This is a genomic window from Paraburkholderia sp. Cy-641, from assembly GCF_011752945.1.
GTDB lineage: Bacteria > Pseudomonadota > Gammaproteobacteria > Burkholderiales > Burkholderiaceae > Paraburkholderia.
This window is the reverse complement of the sequence record NZ_VWWM01000073.1, coordinates 18601-34063: the sequence shown is the minus strand read 5'-3', so window position 1 is coordinate 34063 and position 15463 is coordinate 18601. Positions and strand designations below refer to the sequence as shown.

At 64.9% G+C, this 15463-nt stretch carries 13 protein-coding genes and 1 pseudogene; 3 read left to right on the top strand and 11 right to left on the bottom strand.

Annotated elements, in window-relative coordinates; genetic code table 11:
• A pseudogene (locus F3J20_RS28315) lies at positions 1 to 1373 on the top strand (malto-oligosyltrehalose synthase); the annotation flags it as partial.
• A 76-nt stretch (positions 1374 to 1449) separates the two neighbouring features.
• Here the strand turns inward: F3J20_RS28315 and F3J20_RS28310 are convergent.
• On the bottom strand, positions 1450 to 2793 hold the full coding sequence (locus F3J20_RS28310; protein WP_167039123.1) for a hemolysin family protein: 1344 nt from the start codon (positions 2791 to 2793) through the stop codon (positions 1450 to 1452).
• Between the two features lie 179 nt (positions 2794 to 2972).
• Positions 2973 to 3788 (bottom strand): HAMP domain-containing sensor histidine kinase, encoded by an 816-nt coding sequence (locus tag F3J20_RS28305; RefSeq protein ID WP_167285499.1) that lies wholly within the window; start codon positions 3786 to 3788, stop codon positions 2973 to 2975.
• 193 nt (positions 3789 to 3981) lie between these two features.
• Here F3J20_RS28305 and F3J20_RS28300 point away from each other — a divergent pair, with 193 nt between their 5' ends.
• Complete coding sequence (locus F3J20_RS28300; protein ID WP_167039119.1) at positions 3982 to 4323, top strand: FKBP-type peptidyl-prolyl cis-trans isomerase; 342 nt, start codon at positions 3982 to 3984, stop codon at positions 4321 to 4323.
• 43 nt (positions 4324 to 4366) lie between these two features.
• Positions 4367 to 5152 (top strand): AraC family transcriptional regulator, encoded by a 786-nt coding sequence (locus tag F3J20_RS28295; RefSeq protein WP_167285498.1) that lies wholly within the window; start codon positions 4367 to 4369, stop codon positions 5150 to 5152.
• 66 nt (positions 5153 to 5218) lie between these two features.
• On the opposite strand, the gene F3J20_RS28290 is transcribed toward F3J20_RS28295, so the two are convergent.
• The 9 genes from F3J20_RS28290 to trpB form a co-directional block, all read right to left on the bottom strand.
• On the bottom strand, positions 5219 to 6415 hold the full coding sequence (locus F3J20_RS28290) for an O-succinylhomoserine sulfhydrylase (RefSeq protein WP_167039115.1): 1197 nt from the start codon (positions 6413 to 6415) through the stop codon (positions 5219 to 5221).
• A 254-nt stretch (positions 6416 to 6669) separates the two neighbouring features.
• Entirely contained in the window at positions 6670 to 8220 is a 1551-nt protein-coding gene (gene purF, locus F3J20_RS28285; protein WP_167039111.1) for an amidophosphoribosyltransferase, read from the bottom strand.
• Positions 8221 to 8309: 89 nt separating this feature from the next.
• Positions 8310 to 8861, bottom strand: coding sequence for a CvpA family protein (locus F3J20_RS28280; protein WP_167039109.1), 552 nt, complete (start codon positions 8859 to 8861; stop codon positions 8310 to 8312).
• A 7-nt stretch (positions 8862 to 8868) separates the two neighbouring features.
• A complete protein-coding gene (locus F3J20_RS28275) occupies positions 8869 to 9783 on the bottom strand; it encodes an SPOR domain-containing protein (RefSeq protein WP_167285497.1) in 915 nt (304 codons plus the stop codon).
• Between the two features lie 29 nt (positions 9784 to 9812).
• A complete protein-coding gene (gene folC / locus F3J20_RS28270; RefSeq protein WP_167285496.1) occupies positions 9813 to 11129 on the bottom strand; it encodes a bifunctional tetrahydrofolate synthase/dihydrofolate synthase in 1317 nt (438 codons plus the stop codon).
• 367 nt (positions 11130 to 11496) lie between these two features.
• Positions 11497 to 12369 (bottom strand): acetyl-CoA carboxylase, carboxyltransferase subunit beta, encoded by an 873-nt coding sequence (gene accD, locus F3J20_RS28265; RefSeq protein WP_167039103.1) that lies wholly within the window; start codon positions 12367 to 12369, stop codon positions 11497 to 11499.
• Between the two features lie 77 nt (positions 12370 to 12446).
• Positions 12447 to 13259, bottom strand: a complete 813-nt coding sequence (gene trpA, locus F3J20_RS28260) for a tryptophan synthase subunit alpha (protein ID WP_167039101.1) — start codon at positions 13257 to 13259, stop codon at positions 12447 to 12449.
• Between the two features lie 78 nt (positions 13260 to 13337).
• Positions 13338 to 14252 carry a site-specific DNA-methyltransferase gene (locus F3J20_RS28255; protein WP_167285495.1) on the bottom strand — a complete coding sequence of 305 codons (915 nt, stop codon included), beginning with the start codon at positions 14250 to 14252 and terminating at the stop codon, positions 13338 to 13340.
• A gap of 9 nt (positions 14253 to 14261) precedes the next feature.
• Positions 14262 to 15455, bottom strand: coding sequence for a tryptophan synthase subunit beta (gene trpB / locus F3J20_RS28250; RefSeq protein WP_167039097.1), 1194 nt, complete (start codon positions 15453 to 15455; stop codon positions 14262 to 14264).
• Positions 15456 to 15463: the final 8 nt, after the last annotated feature.

Below are 15463 nucleotides of genomic sequence, written 5' to 3'. Positions count from 1 at the left end.
CACGGCCCGGCGCGCCGCAGCCACCGTCGGCGCAAGGCGGCGGCCCGCCCTCGCACACGGGGTCGTCGCGACGCAACGCGCAGACGCTGTTCTCGCAGCTGACCGCGCCGCTCGCCGCGAAGGCCATCGAGGACACCGCGTGCTACCGCTACGGCCGCCTGTTGTCGCGCAACGAAGTCGGCTCGGACCCGAGCGAATTCGCATTGCCGGTCGAGCCGTTTCACGCGCGCAACCGGGAGCGCGCGCAACGCTTTCCGCATGCCTTGCTCGCCACGGCCACGCACGATCACAAGCGCGGCGAGGACGTGCGCGCGCGGCTCGCGGTGCTCAGCGAGATCGCCGACGAATGGAGCGCGACGTTGCGCGCGTGGTCGACCTTGAACGCGCCGCAGCGGCGCGCGCTCGACGGCACGCCGATCAGCAGCGTGAGTCGGGACACGAGCGACGCATGGGCGCCGGGCCCCGCCGCCGAGGCGATGCTGTATCAGACGCTCGTGGGCTGCTGGCCGCTTCTGCTGCGTGCCGGCGACGAAGCCGGCGTCAAGGCACTGGCCGAGCGCGTCGCGCAATGGCAGTTGAAGGCGCTGCGCGAGGCGAAACTGCAAACCAGTTGGCTCGCGCCCGACGAAGCCTACGAAGCGGGCTGCCGCGACTTCCTGTTCGACATCCTCGCGCCGCAGCGGCGCGACGGCTTCCTGAAGGAGCTGGCGGCGTTCGTCGAGCGCATCGGCCGCGCGGGCGCGCTCAACGGCTTGCAACAAACGGTGCTGCGGCTCGCGTCGCCGGGGATTCCCGATCTTTATCAAGGCACCGAGTTGTGGGACTTCAGCCTCGTCGATCCCGACAATCGGCGGCCCGTCGATTTCGCGCGGCGCGAAGCATCGCTCGCGACGGCACAGACACCGCCGTCGGAGCTTCTCGCGGATTGGCGCGACGGACGCGTGAAGCTCGCGGTAATCCAGCGTGTGCTCGCGTTGCGCACGCATCTGCCGGAATTGCTGAGCCAGGGTGCGTATCTGCCGCTCGCGGTGCGGGGCGCGCATGCGTCGAGTGTGATTGCGTTCGCGCGGCGGCATGGCAATGCGTGGGCCGTGGTGGTGGCGAGCCGGCTTGCGGCGAGGCTGCTTCGAACCGGGCGCGATACCGGCGCAGGTGACGCCGGGAGCGCTCAAGGAGATTTGCCGCTCGTCGAGCCCGAGCGATGGGCCGATACGGCCATCGAGATGCCGTCCGATCTGTCGGCGCGCGCGCTGTTCGACTGGCTGAGTCCCGCCGCGCCGAAGGTCGACGAGAATGGTTTGCTGTATCTGCGCGATGCGCTGGCGGCGATGCCGGTGGCGGTGCTGGTCGAGGACGGCGTGCCGCGGAGTTGAGGGCGGCTTTTGCTGGTAGGTTGAAGTGCACTCCCAGGCTTGGACTTAACCTTGAGCGCCGGCTTTGAACGACCGCTCAACCGCCTTCGTCGTCGAACATCTTCGGATACACGCGCACGAGCACGATGCGTGGGCCCTTCATCTTCTTGATGACCACGTCGAAGTCTTCGAACTCGATGCGCTGCCCCTCGCTCGGCAGATCGTTGAGCGCCTGGATCACGAGACCGCCGACCGATTCCGCCCGGCCCTCGTCGATATCGATACCGAGCGCGCGTTCGAGCGACACCACCGGCAAGCTGCCTTTGCCCATCAGCGTGCCGTCGTCCATGCGCGTCCAGTCGGCATCGCCCTGACGGAATTCGTCGTGAATCTGCCCCACCAGCGCGCCGAGCAGATTGTCGAGCGTGAGAAATCCGATCGGCTTCGCATGCTTGTAGCCGACCAGCGCAAAGTGCGGCGCGCCCTTGCGGAAGCGGCGGAACAGTTCGAGCGCCGGCAGATCGGGCCGCACGCATTGCACCGGGCGCACGTAGCGGCCGAGATCGTCGAGCGTGCTGCCGGCCTGGCGCGCGAGCAGCAGGTCCTTCAGGTGAATCATGCCGGCGACGCGCTCGCCCGAGGCATCCTCGAATAGCGGATAGCGGCTGAAGCGATGCTGCGCGACCACCTGCATGTTGTCGCGCAAGGGCAGATCGCGCCGCAGGCTGACCATTTCATGCGCGGGCCGCATCAGGTCCGACACGGTCATGCGCGAAAAATCGAGCGAATGCGCGATCGTGTTCCATTCGTCCTGGCTGTATGCGCCATCGGTCGCCACGCGTCCGCTCGCGACCTGTGCACGGCGGCCGCGCAGGATCAGCTTGAGTTCGTCGGTCGAGTAATGGGAATCGTGACCGTGACCGGTATCGAGCCCCGCTGCCTTCAGTACCGTGTTCGCGCTCGTATTGAGCACCCAGATGGCCGGATACATCACCCAGTAAAAACCGTACAGCGGCATCGCGGCCCATAGCGACACCTTCTCCGCTTCGCGGATCGCGAGCGACTTCGGCGCGAGTTCGCCGACGACGATATGCAGGAACGAGATGCACGAGAACGCGAAGAACAGCGAAATGCCGTGGATCAGCTGTTCCGATTCGACGCCGATCACCTTGAAGAGCGGCGTCAGCAGTTGCGCGAACGCGGGCTCGCCGATCCAGCCAAGCCCGAGCGAGGCGAGCGTGATGCCGAGCTGACACGCCGAGAGATAGGCGTCGAGCTGTCCATGCACTTTCGCGAGCAGGCGCCCACGCATGCCGTGCTGGGCCGCGAGGCTTTGCACGCGCGTCTGCCGCAGTTTCACCAGACCGAATTCAGCGGCGACGAAAAAGCCGTTGAGGGCAACGAGAAACAATGCGCCGATAAGGGCAACGACCTGGATCAAAGCGAGGGGCTCCGGCAACAAAAGTTGTCAGTATAGAGGGTGAAAGCTCGGTGAAAAGTTAAGCGCGCTTATTTGCACGTACTCGTGTTTGCCGGCGGCTGCCTGTTGCCTGCGCCTGCTTGCGCGCCCGGCATGCCGGCACCCCATGCTCAATCGTACTCATTCGTGTTCGTTCGTATTCATTTCGGTACGCTCGCGCTGAACGGCACGCGCAGCGTGAGCGTGGCAACGCCGTTGCCGTCGCCGTCCACCGCGTCGCTTTGCTCGAAGCTGCCGCCGTGTGCTTCCGCGACGCGCTTGCACAGCGCGAACACCCATGCAATGCGTTTCGCTTCGCGCGGCTCGCCTGCCTGCTTGCGCGCAAACACTTCCAGCAGGTGGGGCAACGCGGCATCGTTCAGCGCGGCCTGGTTCGGCTCGTACACCACGCTCGCGTGCCACGCGCCCGCGTCCGCGCGCGTGCTCAGCGCGACCTCGGCACCCGGCGCGCCCGCTTCGACCGCAAACGTGAGCATCAGCCACAAGGCCGCGGCCAGCCGCTCGCGGTCGCCGTTCAACTGCTCGGTGGCAAGCTGCGAGTCGAGCCTGATCTCGACGCCGCGCGCGCGAGCGAGACCGGTGCGGACCTCGGCGATGGTTTCGTCGAGCAGCGGATGCAGAGAAAACGGCGCATACGCGAGCGCGAGCGACTTCGTTTCGGCGCGCGTCGCATCGACCACCGTTTCGAGCAGCTTGACCTGCTGATCGACGCCGCTGCGAATGCCGGCAATCGCGCGCTGCGAGTTCGGGTCGCTCGCATCGAGCTTGCGCTCGAGCACGTAGGCCCAGCTATGGATCGCATTCAACGGACCACGCAGATCGTGCGACACCAGCGACAGCACATGATCGCGCATGAACAACGCGGTTTGCGCGCGCAGATGCGCACTGCGTTCGGAAATGGCAAAGCCGGCAGGCGCGGACTGTACGTCAGCCGCCCCGGTTGAAGACGTTGTCACGATCGAGCTCTCTCAGGCAATGGCGGTGATTGAAGGAATGTCCCATTATAGGCAAGCGGTCCGGGCCGACCAGCCTGGCCGAACGGCTAATGGCGCGCAATCCGCGTGCCACCTGCAATGCCCGGCAAGACTCGGCGATGCGGCTCAACACGCCTACAATGTCGGTTTTACGTTTTGATGAGAGGAGCGACGCATGTCGACTGTGACGACCGAATCCGGCCTGAAGTACGAAGACCTCGTGGAAGGCGCCGGCGCCGAAGCGGTAGCCGGCAAAACCGTGACCGTGCACTACACGGGCTGGCTGACCGACGGCCAGAAGTTCGATTCGAGCAAAGACCGCAATGACCCGTTCGCATTTGTGCTGGGCGGCGGCATGGTCATCAAGGGCTGGGACGAAGGCGTGCAAGGCATGAAGGTCGGCGGCAAGCGCAAGCTGACCATTCCGCCGCAACTCGGCTACGGCGTGCGCGGCGCGGGCGGCGTGATTCCGCCGAACGCAACGCTCGTGTTCGAAGTCGAGCTGCTCGAAGTCTGAGTCGGCCCTCGGGTCCATTCCGGCTACACCCAGGCTGTTTTTCATGAGCCACGCCGCCGTCACCGCCCCTAACGTTTCGTTGCGCCGCTACGGCGCAATCGAAGCGTCGGACGTGCACGACTTTCATCAGGTCGTGCTCGGGCTCGACGGCGCGATGGTGATGGCGGTAGACGGCGTCGCACAGCAGATCGACGCCGGTTCCGCATGGCTGATTCCGGCCGGCGCGCGGCACGATTACGCGGGTGTCGGCGAAAACCGGCAACTGGTGCTGGATTTGCCGGCTGCGTCGCTGGCCGTGCCCGAGCGGCTGTTCGAGCGCCCTCGGGCCGTTACGGTGGATGCGTCGCTCGCGCAACTCGTGCATCGGATCGTCGCGCATGCAACAGGGGGCGCGGTCGACGCGCAAGGCGACGCCCTCAACCGCCGCTTCCATTGGGACGCCGCCGCGCGTCTCGGCGCGGCGCTTATCGCCGACGCCGGCACGCTTGCGGGCGCGCGGGCCGCAGGCGCCGGCCTCGATTTCGCGCGCATCGACCGCTGGCTGCGCGCGCATCTCTCTGAGCCATTGCGTATCGCCGATCTCGCCGCGCATTGCGGCTTCGGCATGCGCCGTTTTCACCAGCTTTTTATTGACGCATTCGGCGAAACGCCGCATCGCTATTTGCAGCGGCTGCGGCTCGACACGTCGCTCACGCTGCTCGCAGACCCGCGTCTTTCATTGACGGAAATCGCGCTCGACATCGGCTTCGCCGATCAGAGCGCTTACACGCACGCGTTCACGCGGCGCTTCGGGCTCGCGCCCGGACAGTGGCGGGCGCTGCGTCATTGATGAGGCGAGAGGCTGCGTGAGCCGGTATGGCCCGCACCAGTTCTGCTGGCTGGCACTTTCCCCCGCTTACCCCGCCAGCCCGCGCTCCAGATCGGCGCGGATATCGCCGGCGTTTTCGAGCCCCACCGCAAGCCGGATCAGACCTTCGCTAACGCCCGCCGCCGCGCGCGCTTCCGGCGTGATACGGCCGTGCGTGGTCGTCGCCGGATGCGTGATCGTGGTGCGCGTGTCGCCGAGGTTGCCGGTGATCGAGCAAACCTTCGTGCTGTCGATCACGCGCCATGCATTGGCGCGCATCTGCTCGGGCGTGTCGCCCTTCAGCTCGAACGACACGATCGCGCCGCCCGACTTCTGCTGACGCATCGCGAGCGCATGCTGCGGATGCGATTCGAGCCCCGGATAGAACACGCGATTCACAGCCGGATGCGAATCGAGCCAGCGCGCGATTTCGAGCGCATTCGCCGACTGCTTTTCGACGCGCAACGACAGCGTTTCCATGCCCTTCAACAGCACCCACGCGTTGAACGCCGACAGCGTCGGCCCGGCGCTGCGCACGAACGGAAACACCTTCTCCATGATGAATTTCTTCGAGCCGACCAGCGCGCCGCCGAGCACGCGGCCCTGGCCGTCGAGAAACTTGGTGGCCGAATGCATGACGACGTCCGCGCCGAGCTTCAGCGGCTGCTGCAAGGCCGGGCTGCAGAAACAGTTATCGACGACGAACAGCGCATTGGCCGCCCGGGCGATCTTGCTGATCGCCTCGATATCGGAGACTTCGGTCAGCGGGTTCGACGGCGTTTCGAGGAAGAACATCTTCGTCTCGGGACGCACGGCGTTTTTCCATGCGTCGAGATCGGTCGGATCGACGAACGTGGTCGTAATGCCGAACTTGCTGAAAATCTGCGAGAACATGCCGAGCGTCGAGCCGAACAGCGCCTGCGAGCTCACGAGGTGGTCGCCCGCCTGCAACGTCGACATCACGACCGACATGATCGCGGCCATGCCCGACGCCGTCGCGATACAGGCCTCGCCGCCTTCGAGCGCGGCCAGGCGGTCCTGGAACATCGAGACGGTCGGGTTCGTGAAGCGCGAGTACGTGAAATAGTCTTCGGAGTTCTTGAAGCGCTCGGCGGCATCCGCGGCGCTCGCGAACACGAAGCTCGAGGTCAGGAAAATCGCTTCCGAATGCTCGTTGAAGTCGCTGCGCGCGGTGCCCGAGCGGACGGCCAGCGTATCGAAGTCGAAGTTCAGGGAGTCGTCCATGTTGGTTCTGGTTTCCAAGGTTCCATGGCTGCGTGCGGTGCGCATCGGAGACAGCGCGACGCCGTACGGCAGCAACAAAAAGCCCGCTTTTGCGTCGGCATAAGCGGGCTTCATGTGCGGGGAAGCAGGAGCTAGGGCGGATGATTGCGGCTTTCCGCCTTTCGCTTTAGCTGTTTCGGGTTGCCCCGCGTCCGCAAGCTGAGATCAAATCGACGCAAGCCGTCATGCTAACACGCTCGCGCCGCGGTGTGCGCTCAGCCTACCGACAGCTGCAGATGCAGCTGCGAACGCGCCGGGCCGCCGCCGTCGATCGCCTCGCTCGCGGCGTCGCGATCCGATTGCGACGACGGCTCAAGACGCGCGCTTTCGATGCGATCGAGGTACTCGGTCGTGATGTCGCCGGTCACGTAGTGGCCGTCGAAGCACGATGCCTCGAACTCCTTCAGCGCCGGGTTGATGTCGCGCACCGCCTGCTTGAGCGCATCGACGTCCTGGTACACGAGGTGGTCCGCGCCGATCATGCGCGCGACTTCCTCGTCCGTGCGGCCATGCGCGACGAGTTCGCCGCGCGTCGGCATGTCGATGCCGTAGACGTTCGGGAATTTCACGGGCGGCGCCGCCGAGGCGAAAATCACCTTGTTCGCGCCCGCGTCGCGCGCCATCTGCACGATTTCGTGCGAGGTGGTGCCGCGCACGATCGAGTCGTCGACGATCAGCACGTTCTTGCCCTTGAACTCGATGTTCATCGCGTTGAGCTTCTGGCGCACCGACTTCTTGCGCACCGCCTGGCCCGGCATGATGAAGGTGCGGCCCACGTAGCGGTTCTTGAAGAAGCCTTCGCGATACTCGACGCCGAGCTTCTTCGCGACCTGCATCGCGGCCGGGCGCGACGAGTCGGGAATCGGCATCACGACGTCGATCGCGACGTCGGGCAGCTCGCGGCGGACTTTCTCGGCGAGGTAGTCGCCCATGCGCAGACGCACGTTGTAGACCGGCACGCCGTCGAGCACCGAGTCCGGACGCGCGAGATACACGAGTTCGAAGATGCACGGGTTCAGGCTCGGAGCCGTCGCGCATTGCTGCGCATGCAACTGGCCGTCGGCGTCGATGAAAATGGCTTCGCCCGGCGCGACGTCACGCACGAACTCGAAGCCGATGCCTTCGATCGCCACCGATTCCGACGCCAGCATCCACTCGACGCCCTGCGCCGTTTCCTGCTTGCCGATGCACAGCGGGCGAATGCCGAACGGGTCGCGGAAACCGAGCAGGCCGTAACCGGCGATCAGCGAGACGATCGCGTACGAGCCGCGCACACGGCGATGCACGCCCGACACCGCCTTGAACAGCGCGGCCGGATCGAGCTGCAGGCCCGAGCTCGACAGCTGCAATTCGTGCGCGAGCACGTTGAGCAGCACTTCGGTGTCGGAATTGGTGTTCACATGGCGCCGATCGATGCGGAACATCTCGTCTTTCAGCTGCTGCCAGTTGGTCAGATTGCCGTTGTGCGCGAGGATGATGCCGAACGGCGCGTTCACGTAGAACGGCTGGGCTTCTTCTTCGCTCGACGCCGAACCGGCCGTCGGGTAGCGGACCTGGCCGATGCCGGTCGTGCCGGGCAGGCTGCGCATGTTGCGCGTGCGGAACACGTCGCGCACCATGCCGTTGGCCTTGTGCATGTGGAAATTGCTGCCGTTCGCGGTTGCGATGCCGGCGGCGTCCTGACCGCGGTGCTGCAGCAGCAGCAGGCTGTCATAGATGAGCTGGTTGACCGGAGAATGGGAAACTACGCCTACGATGCCGCACATGGCATGTCCTTCAAAGGTACGAAATTCATGATGGCGCCCGGTGCCTGCGACGGCGTACGCGCGATGCCGCGACGGTACGCGCTACGGCGTCAAGGCAGCCGGCGGGTGCCGGGGTCCTGTCCTGCATTGCTCTGGGCGCCCGGATCGTCCACGTGGACGTAAGCGGCGAGCGCCTCGGGAAGCAGCGATTTCAGAGCGAGCACGCCTTCTGCCGCATAGGGGCGAAGCAGCGCGTTGCGCCAGAATTCCTGTTTGGGCAGTTCGGTCAAGCCTGCGAGGGCGACCAGAATCAGCACCAGAACGACCCCGCGCACGAGGCCAAACATCAAACCGAGCGAGCGGTCCGCGCCGCCGAGGCCCGTGACCTGCACGAGACGGCTGAGCAGCGCGCTCACCACGCTCGACACCAGCACCACGCCGATCACCACGAGCGAGAAAGCCAGCAGCCACTGGGTCAGCGCGCCCCCCGGCCAGTTGGACGGGATATAAGGGACCACGTAGCCGACGAACTCGCAAGCCAGGAAAAACGCCGCGACCCAGCCGATCAAACCGAATACTTCCGACAGCAAACCGCGCCAGGCGCCACGCAGCGCCGACAAGCCGATCACCGCCATTACAGCGTAGTCGAAGGCAGTGAACATCGCTGGCTTACTGAGCGGCACCGCTGTTCGAGCCCGCCATCAGACCGGCCCCGCGAACCTTCGCGATCGCTTCGGTGGCCGAGGCGCGGTCGGCGAACGGACCGGCGCGCAACAGCGCCATGGTCGAGCCGTCTGCCTGCTTGCGATGTTCGATATATGCGGGTACGCCGGCCGCTTTCAACTTCGAGACCCAATTGCGCGCGTTCGTTTCGTTCGCGAAGGCGCCGAGCTGGACCGCGAAACGGCTGCCGGGCGGCGATGCCGGCGTGCCGGAATTGGCGTCGGCGCTGGCGGCGGCCGTGTTCGTGTCGTCGTCGGTCGACGTAGCGGCGGTGGCCGGTGCCTTGGTCGGCTTCGCGGGAGCGGTGTTGGCGGCGAGCGCCGGCGCCTGCGGTTTCGCGGCGGGCTTGGCCGCAGCAGTTGCGCTCGTGGCCGACTTCGCGTCCTGCTTCGCGGTGCTCGTGCCCGACTGTGCCGGCTTCGTGGCGGCCGGCGCCGTGGCGGCGGTCGTTGCCGGCGCAAGGCCGGAAGCGGAGAGACCCGCGTCGGCGGCAGGCGGATTATCCGGCGCGACGCCGGCCTGCACGTCTTCGCTGGCGGTGGATTTGGCGAGCTTCGGCGCGGGCCGGCTCGGAATGTCGATGGAGATGTCGTCGGTGACGGGCTTCGGGTGCGAGTCGAGCACCATCGGCAGGATGATCACCGCCGCGACGACCAGCGCGATCGCGCCGACGAGCCGGCGCCGCGCACGCTGCTTTTCCGGCAGCGTAGGGTCGAGCAGCATGGCATCGGCATCGACGGAGCGCTCGGTGCGGCGGGTGCGCCGCTCGACGCGCTCACCCCGGGCGGCCCGATTGGAACTGGTGTTTGCGCCGCGCCGGCTGGGCGCGTCGTCTTTCTTGCCGAACGAGAAAATTCCCATGAATCGCTTGGTTCGAGCCTGGCGCCCGCTCAGTGTTGCTGCGATTTCCGGTAGGCCATCACACCTGCTACCGTATAGAAACTGCCGAAAACCACGATTCTATCATTCTCCGACGCGCGTTTTAGCGCGTCCTGGAAAGCTTCTGCCGGACTCGCGTAACGCGTCACGCTGCTGTCGGCGCCCCCACCCTCGCTCACGCCCTGCTCGCGCAATGCCGTTTCGAGCTCCTGCGCCGACGCCGCCCGCGGGGTCGGCAGATCGGTCACGCACCAGTGATCGATCTCGCCCTTCAGGTGATTGAGCACGCCGGCGATGTCCTTGTCGCGCATCGCGCCGAACACCGCGTACGTGTACGGGAAAAAGCCCATGTTGCCGAGGTTTTGCGCGAGCACCGCAGCCGCATGCGGATTGTGGCCGACGTCGAGCACGATGGACGGCTTGCCTGGCAGCACCTGGAAACGCCCCGGCAGATCGACGTTGGCGATGCCGAGCCGGATGTCCTGCGCCGACACCGGCAGGCGGTCGCGCAATGCTTCGAGCGCGGCCAGCGCCGCCGATGTGTTGATCAGCTGATTCGCGCCGCGCAGCGACGGATAGGCAAGCGCCGAGCGCCGCAGCGTCGGGCCGACATAGCTCCACTGTTGGCGCTCGCTGCCCGCCTGGCCTTCGTAACGGAAATCGCGGCCGAATAGCCACAGCTCGGCGCCGATTTTTTCCGCGTGATCGATCAGCGATTGCGGCGGCACCGGGTCCGCGCAGATCGCCGGCTTGCCCGGACGGAAAATGCCGGCTTTTTCGAAGGCGATTTTCTCGCGCGTATCGCCGAGATAATCCATGTGATCGAGGTCGATGCTCGTGATGATCGCGCAGTCCGTGTCCAGAATATTGACGGCGTCGAGACGGCCACCCAGACCGACTTCGAAGATCACCGCATCGAGCCCGCGCGACGCGAACAGGCTCATGATCGCGAGCGTCGTAAATTCGAAATAAGTCAGCGTGACGGGCTCGGCAAGGCTCAGGCGCGCGGCTTCGACGGTTTCGAAGTGCGGCAGCAGGTCCGCGTCGCTCGCCATCTCGCCGTTGATTCGTGCCCGCTCGTTGAACGACAGCAGATGCGGCGACGTGTGGCAGCCGACCGTGAAGCCCGCGCGCAACAGAATGGCTTCCATGATCGCGCAGGTCGAGCCTTTGCCGTTCGTCCCACCGACCGTGATGATCGGGCAGGAGAACGACAACTGCATTGCGTCACGCACCTTGGAGATGCGGCCCAAACCCATGTCGATGCCGACCGGATGCGCGGATTCAAGGTGCGTGAGCCACGCGTCGAGGGTGGGGAATGTCGTCATCGGGTGAATCTTGAGTGAGTCGAGAGTCTTCGCGGGTGGTTCGCGGGTTCGTTCGCGAGTTTTCGGTCCGGCAGTGCTAGTGGCAACGCTATGAATAGGCGCGGGCCCGGCGGTTCAGGTCGAGCCGACACGCGCGCCAGCGCGGTTTATGCGCACAAAGAAAGCCGCGCAGCCTCTTTCGTTGCGGCTTCCGCCAGAGGCAATCGCCGTCGCATTGCAAGAGACCGCAATTATCCCGGAAATGACAGCGCGCCGCTTGATTGCTCACGCGGCGCGCTCTTTTTGACGATTTCTCTGACCGCCGCCGCGTGTTTTTCGCGGCGAAGCGGCAGAGCAAATTGCTGTACGACGTGCGGTACGGCCGGCTTTACGCCACGGCATCCGCCGGCTGATGGCTCAGCAACGCCAGCAATTGCGCGATTTCCTCGCGCAGCTTGCGACGGTCGACGATCATGTCGATCGCGCCCTTCTGCAGCAGGAACTCGGCGCGCTGGAAACCTTCCGGCAGCTTTTCACGCACGGTCTGTTCGATCACGCGCGGGCCGGCAAAGCCGATCAGCGCCTTCGGCTCGGCGATCACGACGTCGCCGAGGAACGCGAAGCTCGCGGACACGCCGCCCATCGTCGGATCGGTCAGTACGGAGATGAACGGCAGCTTCGCTTCGGCGAGCTTCGTGAGCATCGCCGTGGTTTTCGCCATCTGCATCAGCGACAGCAGGCTTTCCTGCATCCGCGCGCCGCCCGAAGCGGTAAAGCAGATGAACGGCACCTTCTGTTCGAGCGCGTTCTGTGCGCCGCGCGCAAAGCGCTCGCCGACCACCGAACCCATCGAGCCGCCCATGAACGAGAACTCGAAGCATGCGACCACGACCGGCAGCGTGTGAATCGCGCCGCCCATCACGACCATGGCGTCGGTTTCGTCGGTTTCGTCCATCGCCTCTTTAAGGCGATCCGGGTACTTGCGGCTGTCCTTGAACTTGAGCGCGTCGACCGGAACGATTTCCTGGCCGATTTCGTAGCGGCCTTCCGGATCGAGCAGGCCGTCGAGCCGCTCACGCGCGCCGATACGCATGTGATGGTCGCACTTCGGGCAAACATGCAGATTGGCCTCGACGTCGTTGCGATACAGCACGGCTTCGCACGAAGGGCACTTGATCCACAGGCCTTCCGGAATCCCCTTGCGGTTCTTCGGGTCGGTTTGTTTGATTTTCGGCGGCAGCAGCTTATCGAGCCAGCTCATAGGGAATCCTTCTGGGTCACGGTTGCGCGAACGGCGGGACGAACCCGCCGCTCACGTGACAGCGACAAAAATAACTGTTATCGGGCAGTCGCGGCGCTATCGAGCGCCTCGCGCACTTCGGCGATGAAACGCGTCAGCGTCTCGGCAGCGGCGTCGGGCGCTGCCTGTTCGAGCAATTGAACGATACGGCTGCCGATCACGACGGCGTCGGCCACACCGGCTACCGCGCGCGCCGCTTGCGCGTCGCGAATGCCGAAACCGACGCCCACCGGCAGGGGGACGCGCGACTTGATGGCCGGGATTTTACTCGCGATGCTGGAAACGTCCAGATTCGCCGCGCCGGTCACCCCTTTCAGCGACACATAGTAGACGTAGCCGCTGGCGATCCGGCCGACCTCGGCGATACGCTCGTCAGTTGAGGTCGGGGCAAGCAGAAATATCGGATCGATGCCGGCAGATCGCATCTGTTCGGCGAAATCAACGCATTCCTCGGGCGGATAATCGACCACCAGCACGCCATCGACACCGGCTTCATTGGCCGCCTTCGCGAACGCTTCGGCGCCCATCCGCTCGATCGGATTTGCGTAGCCCATCAGAACGACCGGCGTCTTGTCGTCGGTTTCGCGGAAGCGCTTGACGTCGGCGAACACCTGGCGCAGCGTCACGCCGCGCTCCAGCGCGCGCTCGGACGACCGCTGGATCACGGGACCATCGGCCATCGGGTCGGAAAACGGCACGCCAAGCTCGATGACATCGGCACCGCCGGCCACGAGCGCATGCATGAATTCGACGGTGCGAGCCGGGTCCGGGTCGCCGGCCGTGATGAACGGGATCAAGCCCTTCTTACCCTGGGCGGACAGCGCGGCAAACGTGTTCTTGATACGGGACATGGAAATATTCTCGGATTAGGGCTACTGCATGCTCGTTACAGTGTATTTGCTGCATGTTCGCGGCAACTGTCACGCTTTTCACTGCACTTCGGTCGGCGGCTGCACTTTCGGCCTGGCTCTGGCCCGACGCGGCACAGGTGGCGAAGCGGCGGCGCTCACGCGCTCGCGCGCTATCGCGCAGTAGCTTTCATTGATCTCATAGCCGACGAATTCGCGCTGATGACGGACGCAAGCGACCGCGGTGGTGCCGCTGCCCATGAACGGGTCGAGCACCCGGCCGCCTTTCGGGCAGCTGGACAGCACCATCCGCTCGACGATTTCCAGAGGTTTCTGGGTCGGGTGCGCCACACGTTCGGCATGCTGCCGATGCAGGCGCGAGACCGACCAGACATCCTTGGGATTATAGCCAAGCTCCAACCACTTGCTTCCTTCGAACAACTTACGCGAACGCGCCTTCTTCGTGACTGCATCGTACGGGATGCGGACGGGATCGAGATCGAAGAAATAGTCCTTCGACACCGCGAAGAAACCGATGTTGTCGTGCACCGACGTGAAGCGGCGCGTGGTGCCGCCCATGCTCGGCACGCGCCGGTCCCAGATGATTTCGTTGATCATCACGAGTTTTGTCTTCAGAAAGCTGAAGATTTCCGGCGCGTACTGCCAGGTGCAGAAAATATAGAGCGAACCCGACGGCTTGAGCTTCGGTACCGCAAGCTCGAGCCAGCCGCGCGTCCAGACGAGAAAGTCCTCGCCCGTACGCATGTCGGAATCGTTGCCGTAGTCCTTGCCCAGCCCATAAGGCGGATCGCAGACGATCAGGTCGATCGACCCGTCGGGAATGTTCGCTACGTCGGTCAGAAAATCGCGGTTCAACAGCTGAATGCCGGCCGGCACCTGCGCCAGCAGCGGCGCCGATGCCGCGGCCGCCGTTACCCCGGCGGCCGGATTCGTGATTTCAAGCGCCGGCTGCGGCTCGTCGAACTCGTCGCGCATCGTCGCGGCTCAGAACTGGATGCCCGATCGCTCGGCGACCGTGTGCATGTCCTTGTCGCCGCGGCCCGACAGGTTGACCAGCAGGACCTTGTCCTTCGGCAGCGTCGGCGCGAGCTTCATCGCGTAAGCGAGCGCGTGGCTCGACTCGAGCGCGGGGATGATGCCCTCGATGCGGCAGCAATCGTGGAATGCCTTGAGCGCTTCTTCGTCGGTGATAGCGACATATTGCGCGCGATTGCTGTCTTTTAGCCACGCATGCTCGGGGCCCACGCCCGGATAGTCGAGACCGGCCGACACCGAATGCGTCTCGATAATCTGGCCGTCTTCGTCCTGCAGCAGGTACGTGCGGTTGCCGTGCAGCACGCCGGGGCTGCCGCCGATCAGCGAGGCTGCGTGGCGGCCCGTTTCGAGGCCGTCACCGGCTGCTTCGACGCCGATCAATTGCACGGAAGTGTCGTCGATATAGGGGTAAAAGATACCCATCGCATTCGAACCGCCGCCAATGCACGCGATCACAGCATCCGGCTGACGGCCGGCCAGTTCCGGCATCTGCACGCGGCATTCGTCGCCGATCACGCGCTGGAAGTCGCGCACCATCATCGGATACGGATGCGGACCCGCGACCGTGCCGATGATGTAGAACGTGTTTTCGACGTTGGTGACCCAGTCGCGCATCGCTTCGTTCAGCGCGTCCTTGAGCGTACGGGAGCCCGATTCCACCGGCACGACCGTCGCGCCGAGCAGTTTCATGCGGTACACGTTGGCAGCCTGGCGACGCACGTCTTCGGCGCCCATGTAGACCACGCACTCCATACCGAAGCGCGCGCAGATCGTCGCCGTGGCCACGCCGTGCTGGCCGGCGCCGGTTTCGGCAATCACGCGCGGCTTGCCCATGCGCTTGGCGAGCAGCGCCTGGCCGATCACGTTGTTGATCTTGTGCGCGCCGGTATGGTTGAGGTCTTCACGCTTCAGATAAACCTGCGCGCCGCCGAGCAGTTCGCTCCAGCGCTGGGCGTGATAAATCGGCGAAGGACGACCCACGAAATACTTGAGTTCGCGCTCGTATTCGGCGACGAACTCCGGGTCTTTCTGATATTTCTCGTAGGCTTCACGCAGCTCGTTGAGTGCGGAAAACAGCGTTTCGGCGACGAACACACCGCCAAATTGGCCGAAATGGCCTCTTTCGTCAGGCAAGTTGTACATGGTGATCA

What these genes read in the sequence shown, in the direction of transcription:
- F3J20_RS28300 (WP_167039119.1), top strand. Translation starts at nt 3,982, where the DNA reads ATGTCGACTGTGACGACCGAATCCGGCCTGAAGTACGAAGACCTCGTG.
- F3J20_RS28295 (WP_167285498.1), top strand. Translation starts at nt 4,367, where the DNA reads ATGAGCCACGCCGCCGTCACCGCCCCTAACGTTTCGTTGCGCCGCTAC.
- F3J20_RS28290 (WP_167039115.1), bottom strand. Translation starts at nt 6,415, where the DNA reads ATGGACGACTCCCTGAACTTCGACTTCGATACGCTGGCCGTCCGCTCG.
- purF (WP_167039111.1), bottom strand. Translation starts at nt 8,220, where the DNA reads ATGTGCGGCATCGTAGGCGTAGTTTCCCATTCTCCGGTCAACCAGCTC.
- F3J20_RS28280 (WP_167039109.1), bottom strand. Translation starts at nt 8,861, where the DNA reads ATGTTCACTGCCTTCGACTACGCTGTAATGGCGGTGATCGGCTTGTCG.
- F3J20_RS28275 (WP_167285497.1), bottom strand. Translation starts at nt 9,783, where the DNA reads ATGGGAATTTTCTCGTTCGGCAAGAAAGACGACGCGCCCAGCCGGCGC.
- folC (WP_167285496.1), bottom strand. Translation starts at nt 11,129, where the DNA reads ATGACGACATTCCCCACCCTCGACGCGTGGCTCACGCACCTTGAATCC.
- accD (WP_167039103.1), bottom strand. Translation starts at nt 12,369, where the DNA reads ATGAGCTGGCTCGATAAGCTGCTGCCGCCGAAAATCAAACAAACCGAC.
- trpA (WP_167039101.1), bottom strand. Translation starts at nt 13,259, where the DNA reads ATGTCCCGTATCAAGAACACGTTTGCCGCGCTGTCCGCCCAGGGTAAG.
- F3J20_RS28255 (WP_167285495.1), bottom strand. Translation starts at nt 14,252, where the DNA reads ATGCGCGACGAGTTCGACGAGCCGCAGCCGGCGCTTGAAATCACGAAT.
- trpB (WP_167039097.1), bottom strand. Translation starts at nt 15,455, where the DNA reads ATGTACAACTTGCCTGACGAAAGAGGCCATTTCGGCCAATTTGGCGGT.